Here is a 17,765-nt window from a genome sequence, read left to right as displayed (position 1 = left end):
GGCGGAGCGATCGGTCCCGTGTCCCAGAACCTGACATCCGTCACGCCCGCCAAGCCGCGCCGCAAGCGCTGGCGGGACGTATTGGTTCTGTGCGGCCTGCTGATGGTCCCGACCGCGGTTCTCGCCTACGCGGACCTCCTCCCCGATTCGCTGGACATGCTCGGCATCGACCTGAGCGACAGCCCGGACCTCCCACACGTCGCCCGGCAGATCGCCATCGGCGCGCCACTCAAGATCGTCGCGTTCGGGTCGTCCTCGACCGAGGGCATCGGTGCTTCGAGCCCGGCCAATGCTTATCCTGCGCGCCTGCAGGTCAACCTGCGCAAGAAGCTCCGCGGCATGGATGTCGCCGTGATCAACCGCGGCATCGGCGGCGAGCATGTCGACGACATGCTGAAGCGCCTGGATCGCGACGTGATCGCGGCCGAACCGCAGCTCGTCATCTGGCAGACCGGCAGCAACGATCCGCTGCGCGGCGTCTCCATCGAGCATTTTCACGAGGCGACCGCCGTCGCGATCCGGCGGATCCAGGAAGCCGGCATCGACGTGGTGCTGATGGAACCGCAATGGTGTCCGAAACTCGATTCGACACCCGGCTCTTCGCGGTTCCGCGATGCGGTGCGGGCGATCGGGACTGAACTCGACGTGCCGGTCATCCGTCGGGCCGACCTGATGCACGGCTGGGTCCGCGAGGGGAAGCTCACCGCCAAGCAGCTCTTCGCCTCGGACGGCCTGCACATGGCTGACGGCGGCTACGCCCTGCTGGCTCAGGCGGCGGCCGAATCGATCCTGCACGACGCCGGCCCGGTGCAGGCGGCCGAGGCGGTCGCCGAATAAAGCCCCGCGCCACCGCAACGACGCCCGGCACGACGGAAGCGAGCGTCCTGTCGTCGGGACTGACGTCCGTTGGCTGGACGCGGCCGCCAAAGCTCCCCATCTCGGCGCGGACCGAGATCGGAGCCGAACTTTGAGCCAGGACGCATTCAGGTACGACGACCGGGGCTCTGTGCCCCAGATGCACGCCACCACGATCCTGATGGTCCGCAAGGGCGGACGCGTCGTGGTCGGCGGCGACGGGCAGGTCAGCCTTGGCCAGACCATCGTCAAGGGCAACGCCCGCAAAGTGCGGCGCCTCGCGAAGGGCGCGGTGATCGGGGGCTTCGCCGGGGCGACTGCCGACGCCTTCACGCTGTTCGAGCGCCTCGAAGGCAAGCTGGAGCAGTATCCCGGCCAGTTGACGCGCGCCTGCGTCGAACTCACCAAGGATTGGCGCACGGACCGCTACCTGCGCCGCCTCGAAGCCATGATGGTGGTGGCCGACCGCGACGTCAGCCTGTTGCTCTCCGGTTCCGGAGACGTGCTGGAGCCGGAAACCGGCGTCATGGCAATCGGTTCAGGCGGAAACTACGCCCTCGCAGCCGCCCGCGCCCTTGAGGATAGCGAACTCGACGCGGAAGCGATCGTGCGTAAAGCCATGACGATCGCCGCTGAGATTTGCGTCTACACCAACGGCAACCTGGTGATCGAGGCCCTCGATCAGGCGTGATGCAGAAGGTTCATGCGGCCGCGGTATGATCGCTTCGCCGCGGTGAAGTGGGCTGGTGCGACGAAGGGCGAGGCGACTTTCGGCGTTTATCGAACAGGATGAGATGCCGCTCTGCCGGTCGAATGACCACGCCGACTGGCGATTCGAATCGCATCAGCTTGGCAACAGACTTCACCTTAACGGAGCTTTGATCCGTCACCGGCACAATCGTTCCGCAAAGCCCTGGGTGGAAACGGCATGAAGATCGGTGGCAAGATCCTGGGCTTCGTTGCGGCTTGCAGCCTGACGACGCTCGTCGTCGCAGGAATCAGCGTCGCGACCCTGCAGCGCTTCGAGCACTCCCTGACGCAGGTCGAGGATGCCTCGGTTCGCGCGCTGAACGCCGCAAACTTCAACCGCCTCGTCGCCGAGGTGACAATGGATTCCCGCGGCGTCTACGCCTCGGCCGACCGGACCGAGGCTACGAAATACGCGGCCGGCATCCGTAAGGGCCTGGCCGCGATGGATGTCCTGCGGGCGGACTGGGCGCCCCGGGTGACCGAGCAGGAACGCCCGCTCTTCGACGCGATGGCGCGGAACGCCGACGCCTTCCGGACCTTGCGGACTGCGCTGGCCACCGCCGGCGTGGAGGCCGGTCCGCGCGCCGCCGCCGATTTGGGCTTCAACGAGGCCAACCAGTCCAACCGCAGGGCCTTCCAGGCGAGCATCGATGCCCTGGTCACGGGCGGCCGGGCCGAGATGGCTGCGGTCAAGGCCGAGACCCGCGATCTCTTCCAGGCGCGCACGTTGCTGGTATTCGCGCTGGCGCTGCTCGGCACAGTGGCATGCTGCGGGCTCGGCATCCTGGTGGGCCAACGCCAGATCGCCCGGCCGCTGCGCGCCGTGTCCGAGGCGATCCAGCGCCTTTCGCGGGGCGACCACACGCTTCCGGATGTGCACCCCCGTCGCGACGAGATCGGGGCGATCTGGGCAAGTATGCAGGTCTTCGCCGGTACCATGCGGGAAGCCGACGGGCTGCGTCAGGAGCGCGAGCGCTTGGGGGCTGAGGCGGTGACCCGCAAGCGCGCCGAGATGGTCGGGCTTGCAGACCAGTTCGAGGGCAGCATCGGCGGCTTGGTTCATCACCTCGCCGGCGCCGCCACCGGCATGGAACGCGCTGCCGCCGCCATGGCGGGCAATGCCGAGCGCACCGATGAGCAGTCGCGCGTCGTGACCCGCGCCGCCGAGACCACCGCACACAATGTCGAGGCGGTCGCCGCCGCCACGGAGGAACTCGCCGCCACCGCGAGCGAGATCGGTGTCCAGGTATCACAGACGTCCGACGCTGCCGCTGGCGCCGTCGAGGCGGCCAAGCGGACCCGCGCCAGCGTCCAGGCGCTCGCCCGTAGCGCCGACGGCATCGGGCAGGTTGTGTCGCTCATCTCGACCATCGCGGGACAGACCAATCTGCTCGCCCTCAACGCCACGATCGAGGCGGCCCGGGCTGGCGAGTCGGGGCGTGGTTTCGCCGTGGTCGCCACCGAGGTGAAGGCCCTGGCGACCCAGACCGCCCGGGCCACGGACGAGATCGCCGGCCAAATCGAGGCGATGCGTGCGGCCACCCATGCGGCCGTCGCGGCCATCGAGGAGATCGGCGGCACGATCGAGCAGGTCCACGGTATCGCGCTCGGCGTGGCGGCGGCCGTGGAGCAGCAGCAGGTCGCCACCCAGGAGATCGCCCGCAGCATCGCCGAGGCTGCCAGCGGCACCCGCGCCGTGACCGAGACCATGTCGCTGGTGCTGGGCGCCGCCCACGAGACCGGCGCCAGCGCCGGACAGGTGCTCGATGCGGCGGCCGACATCGCCCGCCGTTCGGATGGCCTGGGGAACGAAGTCGCGGGTTTCGTAGCGCAGGTGCGGGCGGCCTGATCCCGCCTCGATGTTGCATCGCAGTGCGATGCCTCGTAGGGTCGCACCATTCGCAAGGACCCGGTGAAAGCCCGGGTGGCTCTTCCGGCCGCCGATCCGCCGGACCACGCATCCGAGACGCCACTTGATCCGCCGTTCGAGCGGACGCGCGTCTCGTGCGGATCCTCATCATCATGCAACGCAGTTCATCCGGAACCGGCGGCCCTCTCGGGTCGTGGGTGTCCAATATCCGCGGCGATACCCTGTCGGGCATCGTCGTCGCCCTGGCGCTGATCCCGGAGGCGATCGGCTTCTCGGTCATCGCCGGGGTCGATCCCAAGGTCGGCCTCTACGCCTCGGTGGTCATCGCCTGCACGATCGCCTTCGCGGGGGGGCGGCCGGCCATGATCTCGGCCGCCACCGCCGCGACCGCGGTGGTGATGGTCGATCTCGTGCGCGAGCACGGGGTTCAATACCTGTTCGCCGCCACCGTCCTGATGGGCGTGATCCAGATCCTCGCCGGCCTGCTCAAACTCGGCCGGCTGATGCGGTTCGTCTCGCAATCGGTGATGACCGGCTTCGTCAACGCGCTGGCGATCCTGATCTTCCTGGCGCAGATGCCCGAGCTTACGGGCGTCACGCCGGCGACCTACGGCTTGATCGCCCTGGGCCTCGCGATCATCTACGGTTTCCCGCGGATCACCCGGGCCGTCCCCTCGCCCCTCGTGGCGATCGCGGTGCTGACCGCGGTGACGGCGATCTTCCACCTCGACGTGCGCACCGTCTCGCATCTGGGCGCCCTGCCCTCGACGCTGCCGAGCTTCGCGCTGCCGGACGTGCCGCTGACCTTCGAGACCCTGCGCATCCTGCTGCCCTACGCGGCGACGCTCGCCGCCGTCGGCCTCCTGGAAAGCCTGCTCACGGCGCAGATCGTCGACGACATGACCGACACCGCCAGCGACAAGAACCGGGAATGCATGGGCCAGGGCGTGGCCAACATGGCGTCGGCCGTGTTCGGCGGCATGGGCGGCTGCGCGATGATCGGGCAGTCGGTGATCAACGTCTCCTCGGGGGCTCGGGGCCGCCTGTCCACGCTGGTGGCAGGCGCCTTCCTGCTGCTGCTCCTGGTGGCCCTTCAGGACCTGCTGGCCGTCGTGCCGGTCGCGGCGCTGACGGCGGTGATGATCATGGTCTCGCTGAACACCTTCTCCTGGCGGTCGCTGGCGCGGCTGCGTACGAACCCGCTTCCTTCCTCGGCTGTGATGCTGGCGACCGTCCTGGTGGTGGTCGCCACCAAGGATCTGGCACAGGGCGTGCTGGCCGGGGTGCTCCTGTCCGGCGTGTTCTTCGCCGGCAAGGTCTCGCGGTTGAGCCAGGTCTCCTCCACGCTCTCGGAAGACGGCCGGACCCGGACCTATCGGGTGGCCGGGCAGGTCTTCTTCGCCTCGGCCGGCACCTTCTCGGAGGCGATCGACGTGCTGGAGCCGGTGGACCGCCTCGTCATCGACCTGCAAGACGCGCATTTCTGGGACATTTCGGCGGTCGCCGCGCTCGACCGCGTCGTCCTGAAAGCCCGCACCCGCGGGCGGATCGTCGACGTGATCGGCTTGAACGCCGCCAGTGCGACGCTGGTCGAACGGTTCGGCAAGCACGACAAGCCCGACGCCGCACCGTCGCTGGCGGGTCACTGAGACGGGGCGACGCACGCCCCAGGCCGCGCCCGGCCTCTTGCGTCGCGCGCGCCGCGACCCCATTCCCGGCCCAGGCCTGCGGTTGCGTCGGCCAGGCCGGGACAACAAGGATGGCACAGCGTTGACGACGTTCTCTCCCCGCGAGATCGTGTCCGAACTCGATCGCTTCATCGTCGGGCAGCACGACGCCAAGCGCGCCGTCGCGATCGCGCTCCGCAATCGCTGGCGTCGCCAGCAGCTCACGGGGCCGCTTCGCGAGGAGGTTGCGCCCAAGAACATCCTGATGATCGGGCCGACCGGCTGCGGCAAGACCGAGATCGCCCGCCGCCTCGCCAGGCTGGCCAATGCCCCGTTTCTGAAGATCGAGGCCACCAAGTTCACCGAGGTCGGCTATGTCGGCCGTGACGTCGAGCAGATCATCCGCGATCTCGTGGAGGTGGCGATCGGCCTGACCCGACAGGCGAAGCGCGAGACCGTCAAAGCCAAGGCCGAGGCGGCGGCCGAGAATCGAATCCTCGACGCCCTGGTCGGGCCCACCGCCAGCCAGGCGACCCGCGACAGCTTCCGGCGCAAGCTGCGTGACAGCGAACTCGACGACAAGGAAGTCGAGCTGGAACTGGCCTCGGGTGCCCCGTCGGGTCTGCCGATGTTCGAGATCCCCGGCATGCCGGGGGCCTCCATGGGGGCGATCAACATCGGGGACGTGCTCGGCAAGGCGCTGGGCGGGCAGCGCGGCAAGCCGCGCCGCATCCTGGTTCGAGATGCCTACGCGCCGCTGCTGGCCGAGGAATCCGACAAGCTGGTCGACGACGACGCACTGATCCGCGACGCGATCCGCGAGGTCGAGAACAACGGCATCGTCTTCCTCGATGAGATCGACAAGATCTGCACCCGTGAGGGCCGCTCCTCCGGGGACGTCTCCCGCGAGGGCGTGCAGCGTGACCTGCTACCGCTGATCGAGGGCACGACGGTCGCGACCAAGCACGGCCCGGTGAAGACCGACCACGTGCTGTTCATCGCCTCGGGCGCCTTCCATGTCTCGAAGCCCTCCGACCTCCTGCCGGAACTCCAGGGCCGTCTGCCCATCCGGGTCGAGTTGCAGCCTCTGACGGTGGACGACTTCCGCCAGATCCTGACCTCCACGGAGGCCAGCCTGCTCAAGCAGACGGTGGCGCTGATGCAGACGGAGGGCGTGACCCTCACCTTTACCGACGACGCCGTGGACGCGCTGGCCCGCGTCGCCGTCGAGGTGAACTCCTCCGTCGAGAACATCGGTGCCCGCCGCCTGCAGACCGTGCTGGAGCGGGTGATCGATGAGATCTCGTTCACCGCCACCGACCGGTCCGGGGAGACCGTGCCGATCGACGCCGCCTACGTCCGGGCCCGGGTCGAGGATCTGGCCGCCAACGCGGATCTGAGTCGGTTCATCCTGTGACCACTCGCTCGGGGTGGCGGCCGGATGCGGCTCTCCTCCCCGTCATCGCACTGGTGACCGGGATGATCTCGCTCCAATTCGGAGCCACGGTCGCCAAGAGCCTGTTCCCCGTCGTCGGAGCCGCCGGGACAGCGTCTCTGCGGGTCGGCTTCTCGGCCGTGATGCTGATCGCGGTCTGGCGCCCGTGGCGGCGCAGCCTGTCGGCGCGGGATGCCGGGTGGATCGCGCTCTACGGCATCAGCCTGGGGCTGATGAACGTCCTGTTCTACCTGGCCATCGCGCGCCTGCCGCTCGGACCGGCGGTGGCGATCGAGTTCGCCGGGCCGCTCGCAATTGCGTTGATCGCCTCCCGTCGCATGTCAGATTTCCTGTGGATCGGGGTCGCGGTACTGGGACTCGGCCTGCTCCTGCCGGTCGCATCGACGAGTTCACTGGACCCGCTCGGCGTGGTCCTGGCGCTCGGGGCGGCTCTTGCCTGGGCACTCTACATCCTGTTCGGCCAACGTGCCGGACGGATCGATGGCGGTCAGGCACTCTCGCTGGGCATGCTGGTCGCGGCGGTGGTCGCCGGGCCGTTCGGCCTTGCGGAAGCCGGTCTGGACCTGTTCGCCCCCGGTATCCTGGTGGCCGGCCTCACGGTGGCGCTCTTGTCGAGTGCCCTGCCCTACTCGCTGGAAATGTTCGCGCTGCGCCGCCTGGATCGCAAACGCTTCGGCGTCCTGATGAGCCTGGAACCTGCCGTGGCCGCCTGCGCCGGCTTCGCTCTGCTGGGCGAGCGTCTCGGCACCATCCAGTGGCTGGCCATCGGGTTAGTGATTCTGGCCTCGGCGGGCATCACCGCGACGAGCCGTCAGCCTGCCACCATGGCCGTGGCCCCAGAGGGCTAACGAGCTTTATTTGCCGGCAAGGACTCGGGAGGCGACGTTGATGTACTTGCGCCCGGCTTCCTGGGCGTGAAGGACGGCGTCGCTGAGGTTCTCCTCGTCACGAACGCTCGCCAACTTGATCAGCATCGGCAAGTTGATTCCCGCCACCACCTCGACCGAGCCGCCGTTCATACACGACAGCGCAAGGTTCGAGGGCGTGCCACCGAACATGTCGGTGAGCACCACCACACCGTCGCCGGTGTTCACGCGACAGACCGCCGACATGATGTCCCGGCGTCGCAATTCCATATCGTCTTCCGGCCCGATCGTGATCGTCTCGATCTGATCCTGCGGGCCGACCACGTGCTCCAGAGCGGCCTTGAATTCGGTCGCCAGCAGCCCGTGAGTGACGAGCACCATGCCAATCATCGACACGTGTTCCAACGTCCTCTGTCTGCCGCCATGTTGTGCAATGCACAGGTCCCAACAAGGCGATCGCGACGTTTTTGCTCGGACATTAGAGCGATCATGCCATGCGCGCTCCTTCGGCGCCATGGGGTCTCACCACCATGACGCGAATCGATGACCTGTGCGGCTGCGAAGTCACGGACTGGACTTTCGCAGCGCGGCACGAATCAGCAACATCGATAATCCCGCCCGCCGCACTGCGGCGTCGAGAACCAAGCGGGGTAATCGCACATCGAGAATGCGGGTGTCGTTTGGTGGATCGGGCAACCTCGGCTGTTCGTCGACGAGATCGACCGTGAGGCGCAGATGCGCCTCACAGCGCAGCGGCAATCCCAGGTCGGTTGCCGATAGAATGCCCTGTCCACGGATCTCCACCTGCCCCGCCAGCACCTCATGGGGCCGGGCGACGAGCGTATTGGCCCGTCGGTCGCAGACCACCCGGTCGTCTGCCACGAAGGCCCCATCCGCCTCCGCGGCGATGAGAACCGCCAGGCTCGACTTACCCGAGCCGGACGGGCCGCGGATCAGGATGCCGGCCTCGCCCAAGGTCACGCAGGCTGCGTGCAGGGTCGTCATCAGGCGTGGAGTTGCCGCGGTGCGGCCGGCAGGCGAACGGTGAAGCGGGCACCGCGCACCGTGGGCTCGCCGTCCTCGTCCGGTGCCCCGGGACGGTTCTCGGCACGAATCGTACCGCGGTGGGCCTGGACGATCTGGCGCGAGATCGACAGCCCGAGCCCCGAATTCTGCCCGAACCCCTGCTCGGGCCGATCGGTGTAGAAGCGCTCGAAGATGCGTTCCAGAGCGTGCTCCGGAATGCCGGGGCCCTCGTCCTCGCAAACCAGCTCGACCTCGCCGCGGACTCGTCGCAGCGCCACCCGTACCTTCGCTTCGGTGGGCGAGAACGAGCGGGCATTGTCGAGGAGGTTGTTGACGACTTGGCCCAGTCGGCTGTCGTGGCCGATCACCGTGAAAGGCGCATCCTGATCGGCGATCGGCTCGACGTCGAGCTGGATCAGGCAATCCTTCGGGCGCCTCCGCTCGTTCGCCACCGAGACGACCGTGGACAGCAGCTTCTTGAGGTCGACCCGGCGTGCCTCAGCCCGGGCAAGCTCGGCGTCGAGCCGCGAAGCGTCGGCGATGTCGCTGATCAACCGGTCCAGGCGCTTCACATCGTGCTGGATGATCGCCATCAGGCGGCCGCGCGAATCATCGGATTTCGCCAGCGGCAGCGTCTCGACGGCGCTGCGCAGGGAGGTCAGCGGGTTCTTCAACTCGTGGCTGACATCTGCGGCGAAGCTCTCGATGGCGTCGATGCGCCGGTAGAGCGCTTGTGTCATGTCCCGCAGGGCCCCGGAAAGGTGGCCGATCTCATCGGTGCGCTGGGTGAAGTCGGGGATCTCCTCGCGGGTCTTGATCCCCATGCGGACCTTCTCCGCAGCTTCCGCCAGCCGCCGCACCGGACCCGCGATGGCACCGGCCAGCAGCGCCGAGAGCACCACCATCACGGCCGAGGCGACCAGGAACACCTGCAGCAAACCGAAGCGCTCCGAGGCAATCACCCTATCGATGGCGTCCCCCTGCGTAGAGATCAGAAGCGCGCCGCGTACCGAGCCGGCGCGATGGATCGGTACGGCCACCGAGACGGTGGTCTCGCCCAGCGCGTTGCGGCGGACCAGGCTACCGCGATTGCCGGTGAGCGCCGCCTGGACCTCGCGGAGCGAATGGCCGTTGACCGGCCCCGTCTCCTCGGGTCGAGCGCCCCGGCCGCCGAACAGGCCGCTGAGCTTCGCCTGGACCGCTTGAAAAGCGGATTCGAGCATGCCCGCCTTGTGGGGCTTCGCCGCGATCGTGTCGTTGCGGCCGGCGTCACCGCGCTTGAACAGGGTCCGGGTGTCGAACAGCAGGCCGCCTTCCTGGTCGTAGACCCGGGCGCGGTTACCCGTGGGGGTGACCAGGCGCGACAGCAATGGCGCCACTTTCTCGGGGTTGAGCGAGAAGGCGAGAGGCTGGGATTCCTCCTCGGTTGGCTCCCCCGCCTGTTGCTGGAGCAGCTTGTCGGGGTCGATCTGGATGGTGTCGGTGTCGACCGAGGCGGAGGCCGCTATGGCGCCGGCGATGATCTCGCCCTGGATCGCCAGGCTCTGGATCCGGGCCTGGATCAGGCCCTGCCGGAACTGGTTGAGGTAGAGGAACCCGACGAGCAGCGCGATCAACCCGACGAGGTTGAGCACGACGATGCGGCGCGTCAGGCTCGACGACGCGCGCTGGCCGATCGCGTCCCAGAGGGCGCGCGGCCAGGTCAGCGGTCGGGACAGGAGCTGGGTGAACGAGGGGCGCGGCGGGGCGTCCTCGGCTTGGGCGGGGGTGTGGCCGGTCACGTGGCGGATCCTTTAGATCACGCCTCCTTGAACCGGTAGCCGACGCCGTACAGCGTCTCGATCATGTCGAAGGCCTGGTCGGTCACCTTGAACTTCTTGCGCAGGCGTTTGATGTGGCTGTCGATGGTGCGGTCGTCGACGTAGACCTGATCGTCGTAGGCGGCATCCATGAGGGCGTTGCGGCTCTTCACGACGCCGGGCCGGTGGGCCAACGCCTGCAGGATCAGGAATTCCGTGACGGTGAGGGTCACCGGCTCGCCCTTCCAGGTGCAGGTGTGCCGCTCCGGATCCATCATCAGCGAGCCGCGCTCCAGCGAGCGGGCCGCGATGTCGGCCTCGCCCCGCGGGGTGGCGCCCGCCGGCTCCTTGGCGAAGCGGCGCAGCACCGCCTTCACGCGCTCCACCAGCAGGCGCTGCGAGAACGGCTTATGGATGAAGTCGTCCGCGCCCATCTTGAGACCGAACAACTCGTCGATCTCCTCGTCCTTCGAGGTCAGGAAGATCACCGGGAGGTCGGATTTCTGCCGCAGGCGGCGGAGAAGCTCCATCCCGTCCATGCGCGGCATCTTGATGTCGAAGATCGCGAGGTCCGGCGGGGAGTGCCGCAGACCGTCGAGGGCGGAGGCGCCATCGGTGTAGGTCTGGATGCGGTAGCCTTCGGTCTCAAGCGCGATCGACACGGAGGTCAGGATATTCCGGTCGTCGTCGACGAGGGCGATGGTTGGCATGCGCGATCCCTGACTGAACGGGCTCAAGCGCGGTCCCGGCTGTTCGCGCGGGCCGCGCTCCATCCCGGCCCCGAGGGGCAGGCGGAAGCGCGAACCGGGCCGGTTTCGGCACCGCCCGGTTCGCGCAACGGGACAGGTGCTTTAGTACGGCCGATCGGAAAAAGCGAGCGGCGGTCATAGCTTGGCCATAAAGGCCGATCTGACGCGGGTCCGGGCGCTCGTGCGCGCAGCGGTGCAGCGCTACGGTGGCGGGCGTGCGGCAGCGGTGAAAAACGAGGGCGACCGGATGGGCGAGACGAGCACCAATGCGTCGGAACAGCGCGAGCCGGCCCGTCCGCTGCCCGCAGGCGAGGCGCCGTTCGACGCGATCGGGTTGTCGCGGATGCTGCTGCGGACCGTCCGGTCCGGGGCGCTGGCGACCCTCGATGCGGAGGGAACACCCTTCGCGTCGCTGGTGACCATCGCCACCGACCAAGACGGCACCCCGCTGATGCTGCTGTCGCGGCTCTCGGCCCACACCCGCAACCTGCTGGGCGATCCGCGCTGCTCGCTGCTGTTCTCGCAGGGCGGCAAGGGCGATCCCTTGGCGCATCCGCGACTCACCGTGGTCGGCACCGCCGTGCAGACCGACGATGCCCGGGCGCGGGCGCGTTTCCTGGCGCGTCATCCGAAAGCCAAGCTGTACGCCGACTTTCCGGATTTCGGGTTCTTCGCGGTGACTGCGAAGTCTGGCCACCTGAACGGCGGTTTCGCGAAGGCCGCGACGTTGATCCGCGAAGAATTGCTCCTCGACCTCGCGGGGGCTGAGGCCGTGGTCGCCGGCGAGGCCGGGGCGGTCGAGCACATGAACGCCGACCACGCCGACGCGTTGGCGCTCTACGCCGCCGCGGCGGGTGCAGAGGCGGGGTTGCCGTGGCGTTTGAGCGGGCTCGACCCGGAGGGGCTGGACCTGATGGCCGGCGACCGGACGGCGCGCGTGGTCTTTCCGGAGCGCGTCTCCGACATGGGCGGCCTGCGCAGGCACCTCGTCGCGATGGCGGCGCAGGCGCGCGGCGGGGCCTGAGCGGGCGACATCGGCGGCGGCCAATCACCCCGGGGCATGGCGAAGTGCCGCCCGGTGCACCATATCCGCGCGATGAGCGAGATCCAGACAGACACCTATCCCTTCAGCCTCGATGTGCAGCCGGTCGGCGAGAGCGGCGCGATGTTCCAGTGGAGCATCCGCAAGCACGGCAAGCTGCACCAGCGTTCGGACCGGAAGCATCCCACCGAGTCGAAGGCCCGGACCCACGGCGAGGCCGAGATCGAGCGCCTGATCCGCGATCGCGGCCGCTGAGCGCTCCTGACGGCCGCCGGCACCGGCGGAGCACTACCGACGGGCGGGGGCCGGTTCGATCCGGCTCCCGCTTCGTCGTTCGGGCCGGCCCGATCGCAGCGGGTCGGCCCCCGCGCTTGGCGCGTCTGCGCGGCGCTGCTATCTCGCGCGTGAGCCGACCCATCCGAACACGCCCAGACGTCAGACGGTGCGCGCCGTCGCGCGCCCGAACGGAATGCCGATGACAACCCCGATCGACAACATCCGCAACTTCTCGATCGTCGCGCATATCGACCACGGCAAGTCGACCCTGGCGGACCGGCTGATCCAGGCCACCGGCACCGTGGCGTTGCGCGACATGAGCGAGCAGATGCTCGACTCGATGGATATCGAGAAGGAACGCGGCATCACCATCAAGGCGCAGACCGTGCGCCTGGAATACCGGGCCGAGGACGGCAAGGATTACATCCTCAACCTGATGGACACGCCCGGCCACGTGGACTTCGCCTACGAGGTGTCGCGCTCGCTGGCCGCCTGCGAGGGCTCGCTGCTGGTGGTGGACGCCTCCCAGGGCGTGGAGGCGCAGACGCTGGCCAACGTCTACCAGGCGCTCGACGCCAACCACGAGATCGTCCCGGTCCTCAACAAGGTCGATCTGCCGGCCGCCGAGCCGGAGCGGGTCAAGGAGCAGATCGAGGAGGTGATCGGCCTCGACGCCTCGAACGCGGTGCCGATCTCGGCCAAGACCGGCCTGAACATCGAGGCGGTGCTGGAGGCGATCGTGACTCGCCTGCCGCCGCCCAAGGGCGACCGGAGCGCGCCGCTCAAGGCCCTGCTGGTGGACAGCTGGTACGACGCCTATCTCGGCGTCGTCGTGCTGGTGCGCATCATCGACGGCGTGCTCAAGAAGGGCATGACCATCCGGATGATGGGCGCGGACGCCGTCCACGGCGTCGACCGGATCGGCGTGTTCCGCCCGAAGATGGCCGAGATCGGCGAGCTCGGCCCCGGCGAGGTCGGCTTCTTCACCGGCTCGATCAAGGAGGTCGCCGACACCCGCGTCGGCGACACGCTGACCGAGGACAAGCGCCAGACCACCTCGATGCTGCCGGGCTTCAAGGAGGTCCAGGCGGTCGTGTTCTGCGGCCTGTTCCCGGTGGACGCCGCCGAGTTCGAGAACCTGCGCGCGGCCATGGGCCGGCTCCGGCTCAACGACGCGTCCTTCTCCTACGAGATGGAGAGTTCGGCCGCGCTGGGCTTCGGCTTCCGCTGCGGCTTCCTCGGCCTGCTGCACCTGGAGATCATCCAGGAGCGGCTGGAGCGTGAGTTCAACCTCGACCTGATCTCAACCGCGCCCTCCGTGGTCTACCGGCTGAAGATGCGCGACGGCACGCTCAAGGAGCTGCACAACCCGGCCGACATGCCGGACGTGATGAAGATCGAGCTGATCGAGGAGCCGTGGATCCGCGCCACGATCCTGACGCCGGACGAGTATCTCGGCGGCGTGCTCAAGCTCTGCCAGGACCGCCGCGGCGTCCAGATCGACCTCAACTACGTCGGCAAGCGCGCCATGGTGGTCTACGACCTGCCGCTGAACGAGGTGGTGTTCGATTTCTACGACCGTCTGAAATCGATCTCGAAGGGCTACGCCTCGTTCGACTACCACGTCTCCGACTACCGCGAGGGCGACCTCGTGAAGATGTCGCTGCTGGTCAACGCCGAGCCGGTGGACGCCCTCTCGATGCTGGTCCACCGCACCCGCGCCGAATCGCGCGGCCGGGCCATGTGCGAGAAGCTGAAGGACCTGATCCCGCGGCACCTGTTCCAGATCCCGGTCCAGGCGGCGATCGGCGGCAAGATCATCGCCCGCGAGACGATCAAGGCCCTGTCCAAGGACGTGACCGCCAAGTGCTACGGCGGCGACATCTCGCGCAAGCGCAAGCTGTTGGACAAGCAGAAGGAAGGCAAGAAGAAGATGCGCCAGTTCGGGCGCGTGGAGATCCCGCAGGAGGCGTTCATCGCGGCGCTGAAGATGGACGATTGAGGCATTCCATTAGATGACTGACCGAGGCACGCGCGGAGAAAAATCTTTCAGCCTTCTCTGCTCCGATGCAGGCCTTATCTGCAATTCATCGGAAGAAGACATAGCGGGGTGGGATTTTTTCGTTCAATTTCCACTAGACACAGCATTTACCGGATCGGCAGACCACCGCCCGCCAGCCATCAGTGCTTTTTTCCAAGTAAAAACATCACAAAAACAGTTTGACGCAATATGCATCAAGTTGTCTAACGCCGAGCGAATGGCGAGAGAAATCAAGCCGACATTTTTTGCTCTTGGCTTGGACTGCGGACCGGGGAGCCCAATAAAATTTGAACTTGCCCATGTTGGCAAACTTGCGGTGTCTCATATTCTGGCCGCACTGAGAAAAAATCAAACACTGCCCTACAGCAAACGAAAAAAGACAGTATCAATCAGCCGATCAATTTTGGAGATAACTTCGATACAAAGTTCGGACGACCTACGGTCTGCCATTAAAAATTATAGCACAGATAGTATTGAGGGCTATATCAAAAGAAAAATAGAAATTACTAAGACAGTCGGCTACAACGAAAACGCCTTCAAGGGCAAATTTGCATTAAGTGGAATAGACGCAGACGATAAACTTATTTCCTTGATGATTGGTGAAATTGACGAGCTTGAAGTACAAGATTTTTCTGTCGTCGAGACAAGATTTGACATTGCGGTTCCGTTACAAGAAGCAACGTCAGTCATACTCCGGGCCGAACCGTCAGAGAAACAATACGGAATTGTTGAGTTCATCACTAAAGATCGCAGGCACCGGGCTGAATTTGAGTGCGAGGTCAGAGCACCACGCCTCCCCGATATAGATAAAGATAAGTTTATAGTTCGCGTTAGTAACGATATATTTTCTGTCATCTTCAGTCCAAGCCGCGGATTTTACAATTGGGACTGCGATCCCGATACTTCGAAATCTTTGGATTGGGATCAACTAAAAAATCTGCTGTATTTTTTGTATATTTCGACGCTTGAGTCGAGCTATATGTATATATATTTACATGGGCGAAAGGCGGTTGAAGCAAAATTTTCATCAACTGCTTCGTTAAATTGGGAAGAAGCATCATTGAATAAAACTATTTCCCTAATAGATTATTTTTATAAATTTCCTGAGCTCAGGTCTTACTTGAAGTTTTCTGGAAATGAATTTGTCAAAATAATGAACAATCGCACTGGGCTTTTCGCGCTCTTACGAGATCGTGACCGGAGTGACTCAGTCATTAGCTGCACACTATCACGTACTCCAGAAGAAGCTGTGAGCATTGCAAAATTTCTATTCCCGCTCGGCTTTCAATGCGGAGGAAGATTAATCGCAATGATGTTAATAGTCGAGGGGATACCTAAAATTGACGGTCGAGACGTAAGAATGAACATTAAAAATATCGAACTTGATGCGTTTGGCAGCTTTGAAAACAAATCTTTAGCTCTTAAGTCAATTGAAAATGCCGCGAAAAAATTTGCATCAAGAGAGCCGGACTCAACCCTCGTTGTCGTTGAACCAAGTATATACTCAGAAAAAGCAATCTCGAGCGATAAAACCATTTAATCAATTGGGCGGCAGCACGTCGATCTGGATGCCCGCATAATACGCGGCCAGGTTTGCGATATCGGCGTCCGACAACTCCTTGGCGACCACGTTCATGATCTCGTTCTGACGCTTGCCGTCGCGGTACTCGCTGAGCGCCTTCACCAGATAGGGCTCGACCTGCCCGGCGAGATTCGGCGCCTCCGGCAGCTTCGAGAGCCCGTCCATCCCGTGGCAGGTCTGGCAGGCGGTGGCCTTCTTGCGCCCGAGGGCCGCGTCGCCGGCCTGGGCCGAGAGCGGGACGAGCAGAGCGGCGAGAAGGAGAAGCGGGCGGATCATCGGCTGGGCTCGGTAGGCGGTTTCACGAACGGTCAACGGAATAGGCGCAGGTCCCCTCTCCCGTGCGGGAGAGGGACAGGGTGAGGGGTGCGACCTCTCCGGAAAATTCGGGTCCCTCACCCCAACCCTCTCCCGCACGGGAGAGGGGGACTGTCGCGCCTGTTTGCGGCGGTGGCGCCTCTCACGAACAGAGGCGCCAAGTCCCGAAAACCTACTTCTCGTAGGAGATCCGGTAGATCGCCCCGGCGGAATCATCCGAGACCAACAGCGAGCCGTCGAGCATCACCGCCACGTCCACCGGGCGGCCGAGATACTCGCCGTCGCCGGTCAGCCAGCCTTCCGCGAACGGCTTGACCGCGCCGAGCTTCCCGTCCGCCCCCATCGGCGCGAACATCACCCGGGCGCCCACCGGCTCGGTGCGGTTCCAGGAGCCGTGCTCGGCGATGAAGATCCCGCCCTTGTAGGAGGCCGGGAATTGCTTGCCGGTGTATAAGGTCATGCCGAGATCGGCCGCGTGCGGCGGCAATTCGGCGACCGGGGCGACCGCGTCGGCGGGCGGGGTCTGGTCCTTGTACTCGACGGTGCGGACCGCGCCGCCGCCATACCAGGGGAAGCCAAAGTTCTCGCCCGCCTTCGTGGCGTGGTTCAATTCGCCCGGCGGCTTGTCGTCACCCATGCCATCGACCTGGTTGTCGGTGAACCAGAGCGACTTGTCGGCGGCGAAATCCATGCCCACCGAGTTGCGGATGCCCGTCGCGAAAACCTCGCGGTTCTTGCCGTCGGCATCGATGCGGATGATGCCGCCGATGCCGGCCTTGCGGTACAGGTCCATCTTCTCGGCCGGCGGCACGTTGTAGGGCTGGCCGAGGGCGATGTAGGTCTTGCCGTCCGCACCCACCCGGCAGACCCGGGCGGTGTGATTGAAGCTCTCTTCCCCGGCCGGGATCAGCGCGCCTTCTTTCACCAGGATGCCGGCGGCGACATCCGGATTCTCGTAGAAGAACTCGGCGGCCGGGAAGGCGAGCACCCGGTTCTGCTCCACGATGGTGAGCACGCCGTCCTTCGAGAAGCAGACGCCGTTGGGGATCTTGAACGCGATGCCCGGCGCGAAGGCGCGGACCTCGTCGGCGACCCGGTCCTTGTCGCGGTCGGTCACCGTGTAGACCTTGGTCTTGCGGGTGCCGACGAACAGCACGCCGGCATTGGGGCCGACCGCGATGGCGCGGGCATCCGGCACCACGGCGTAGAGGTCGATCTTGAAGCCCTCGGGCAGCTTGATCTTGGTCAGCGTCTTGCGGATCGCGTCGGCGCGGCGGCCGGTCTGCGGGATCTCGGGGGCGGCCTGGGTGTCGGTGCTGCGGAGGTTCTGCAGCTTCTCCAGGTCGTCGGCCTTGGCCTTGGTCTCGGCCGGCGCCGCACCCTGTGCGAGGGCCGGAGCCACGAGGGCGGGCAGGGCGACGCCCGCCCAGAGCGCGGCGATGAACAGCGATCGCATCGTCTTCAAATCCTC

At 65.8% G+C, this 17,765-nt stretch carries 16 protein-coding genes and 1 other annotated feature; of the genes, 10 read left to right on the top strand and 6 right to left on the bottom strand.

Going from position 1 to position 17,765, the window contains the following annotated elements:
* Positions 1–18 precede the first annotated feature (18 nt).
* The 6 genes from MFF40_RS00610 (at position 19) to MFF40_RS00585 (ending at position 7,446) form a co-directional block, all read left to right on the top strand.
* Positions 19–837: an SGNH/GDSL hydrolase family protein gene (locus tag MFF40_RS00610; protein ID WP_147897335.1), complete on the top strand. Its 819-nt coding sequence runs from the start codon at positions 19–21 to the stop codon at positions 835–837.
* Positions 838–1,015: 178 nt separating this feature from the next.
* Entirely contained in the window at positions 1,016–1,546 is a 531-nt protein-coding gene (gene hslV, locus MFF40_RS00605; protein WP_147897357.1) for an ATP-dependent protease subunit HslV, read from the top strand.
* A 237-nt stretch (positions 1,547–1,783) separates the two neighbouring features.
* Positions 1,784–3,454, top strand: coding sequence for a methyl-accepting chemotaxis protein (locus MFF40_RS00600; protein ID WP_238259368.1), 1,671 nt, complete (start codon positions 1,784–1,786; stop codon positions 3,452–3,454).
* Positions 3,455–3,507: 53 nt separating this feature from the next.
* Positions 3,508–3,563, top strand: a sequence feature (sul1 is cis-regulatory element that is thought to sense ions involved in sulfur or methionine metabolism; They are found in Alphaproteobacteria).
* A 64-nt stretch (positions 3,564–3,627) separates the two neighbouring features.
* On the top strand, positions 3,628–5,124 hold the full coding sequence (locus MFF40_RS00595; protein WP_147897333.1) for a SulP family inorganic anion transporter: 1,497 nt from the start codon (positions 3,628–3,630) through the stop codon (positions 5,122–5,124).
* Positions 5,125–5,245: 121 nt separating this feature from the next.
* Positions 5,246–6,559, top strand: coding sequence for an ATP-dependent protease ATPase subunit HslU (hslU, locus tag MFF40_RS00590; RefSeq protein WP_147853548.1), 1,314 nt, complete (start codon positions 5,246–5,248; stop codon positions 6,557–6,559).
* A gap of 62 nt (positions 6,560–6,621) precedes the next feature.
* Complete coding sequence (locus MFF40_RS00585) at positions 6,622–7,446, top strand: EamA family transporter (protein WP_238259367.1); 825 nt, start codon at positions 6,622–6,624, stop codon at positions 7,444–7,446.
* Between the two features lie 6 nt (positions 7,447–7,452).
* On the opposite strand, the gene MFF40_RS00580 is transcribed toward MFF40_RS00585, so the two are convergent.
* The 4 genes from MFF40_RS00580 to MFF40_RS00565 all read right to left on the bottom strand — a co-directional run bounded on the left by MFF40_RS00580 (position 7,453) and on the right by MFF40_RS00565 (position 10,999).
* Complete coding sequence (locus tag MFF40_RS00580; protein WP_147853550.1) at positions 7,453–7,854, bottom strand: PTS sugar transporter subunit IIA; 402 nt, start codon at positions 7,852–7,854, stop codon at positions 7,453–7,455.
* A gap of 174 nt (positions 7,855–8,028) precedes the next feature.
* Positions 8,029–8,469, bottom strand: a complete 441-nt coding sequence (locus MFF40_RS00575; RefSeq protein ID WP_147853551.1) for an HPr kinase/phosphorylase — start codon at positions 8,467–8,469, stop codon at positions 8,029–8,031.
* Positions 8,469–10,208, bottom strand: a complete 1,740-nt coding sequence (locus MFF40_RS00570) for a sensor histidine kinase (RefSeq protein WP_238259576.1) — start codon at positions 10,206–10,208, stop codon at positions 8,469–8,471. Before MFF40_RS00570 ends, MFF40_RS00575 begins: the two co-directional genes overlap by 1 nt.
* An 80-nt stretch (positions 10,209–10,288) precedes the next feature.
* Entirely contained in the window at positions 10,289–10,999 is a 711-nt protein-coding gene (locus MFF40_RS00565) for a response regulator transcription factor (RefSeq protein WP_147853553.1), read from the bottom strand.
* Between the two features lie 286 nt (positions 11,000–11,285).
* Here MFF40_RS00565 and MFF40_RS00560 point away from each other — a divergent pair, with 286 nt between their 5' ends.
* The 4 genes from MFF40_RS00560 (at position 11,286) to MFF40_RS00545 (ending at position 15,937) form a co-directional block, all read left to right on the top strand.
* A complete protein-coding gene (locus MFF40_RS00560; RefSeq protein ID WP_238259365.1) occupies positions 11,286–12,062 on the top strand; it encodes a HugZ family pyridoxamine 5'-phosphate oxidase in 777 nt (258 codons plus the stop codon).
* A gap of 72 nt (positions 12,063–12,134) precedes the next feature.
* A complete protein-coding gene (locus tag MFF40_RS00555) occupies positions 12,135–12,335 on the top strand; it encodes a hypothetical protein (RefSeq protein ID WP_147853554.1) in 201 nt (66 codons plus the stop codon).
* Positions 12,336–12,555: 220 nt separating this feature from the next.
* Positions 12,556–14,358 (top strand): translation elongation factor 4, encoded by a 1,803-nt coding sequence (gene lepA, locus MFF40_RS00550; protein ID WP_147938642.1) that lies wholly within the window; start codon positions 12,556–12,558, stop codon positions 14,356–14,358.
* Positions 14,359–14,371: 13 nt separating this feature from the next.
* Positions 14,372–15,937 carry a hypothetical protein gene (locus tag MFF40_RS00545; protein ID WP_238259363.1) on the top strand — a complete coding sequence of 522 codons (1,566 nt, stop codon included), beginning with the start codon at positions 14,372–14,374 and terminating at the stop codon, positions 15,935–15,937.
* Here MFF40_RS00545 and MFF40_RS00540 read toward each other — a convergent pair whose 3' ends face one another.
* Together MFF40_RS00540 and MFF40_RS00535 are read right to left on the bottom strand one after the other, a co-directional pair.
* Positions 15,938–16,255, bottom strand: coding sequence for a c-type cytochrome (locus MFF40_RS00540; RefSeq protein WP_238259362.1), 318 nt, complete (start codon positions 16,253–16,255; stop codon positions 15,938–15,940). It abuts the gene before it with no gap.
* Between the two features lie 211 nt (positions 16,256–16,466).
* Positions 16,467–17,750 (bottom strand): PQQ-dependent sugar dehydrogenase, encoded by a 1,284-nt coding sequence (locus MFF40_RS00535; protein WP_238259361.1) that lies wholly within the window; start codon positions 17,748–17,750, stop codon positions 16,467–16,469.
* Between the last annotated feature and the right edge of the window lie 15 nt (positions 17,751–17,765).

Origin of the sequence: Methylobacterium mesophilicum (assembly GCF_022179445.1) — a bacterium.
Taxonomy (GTDB): Bacteria; Pseudomonadota; Alphaproteobacteria; order Rhizobiales; family Beijerinckiaceae; genus Methylobacterium; species Methylobacterium mesophilicum.
This window is presented reverse-complemented; position numbering and strand designations above follow the sequence as displayed.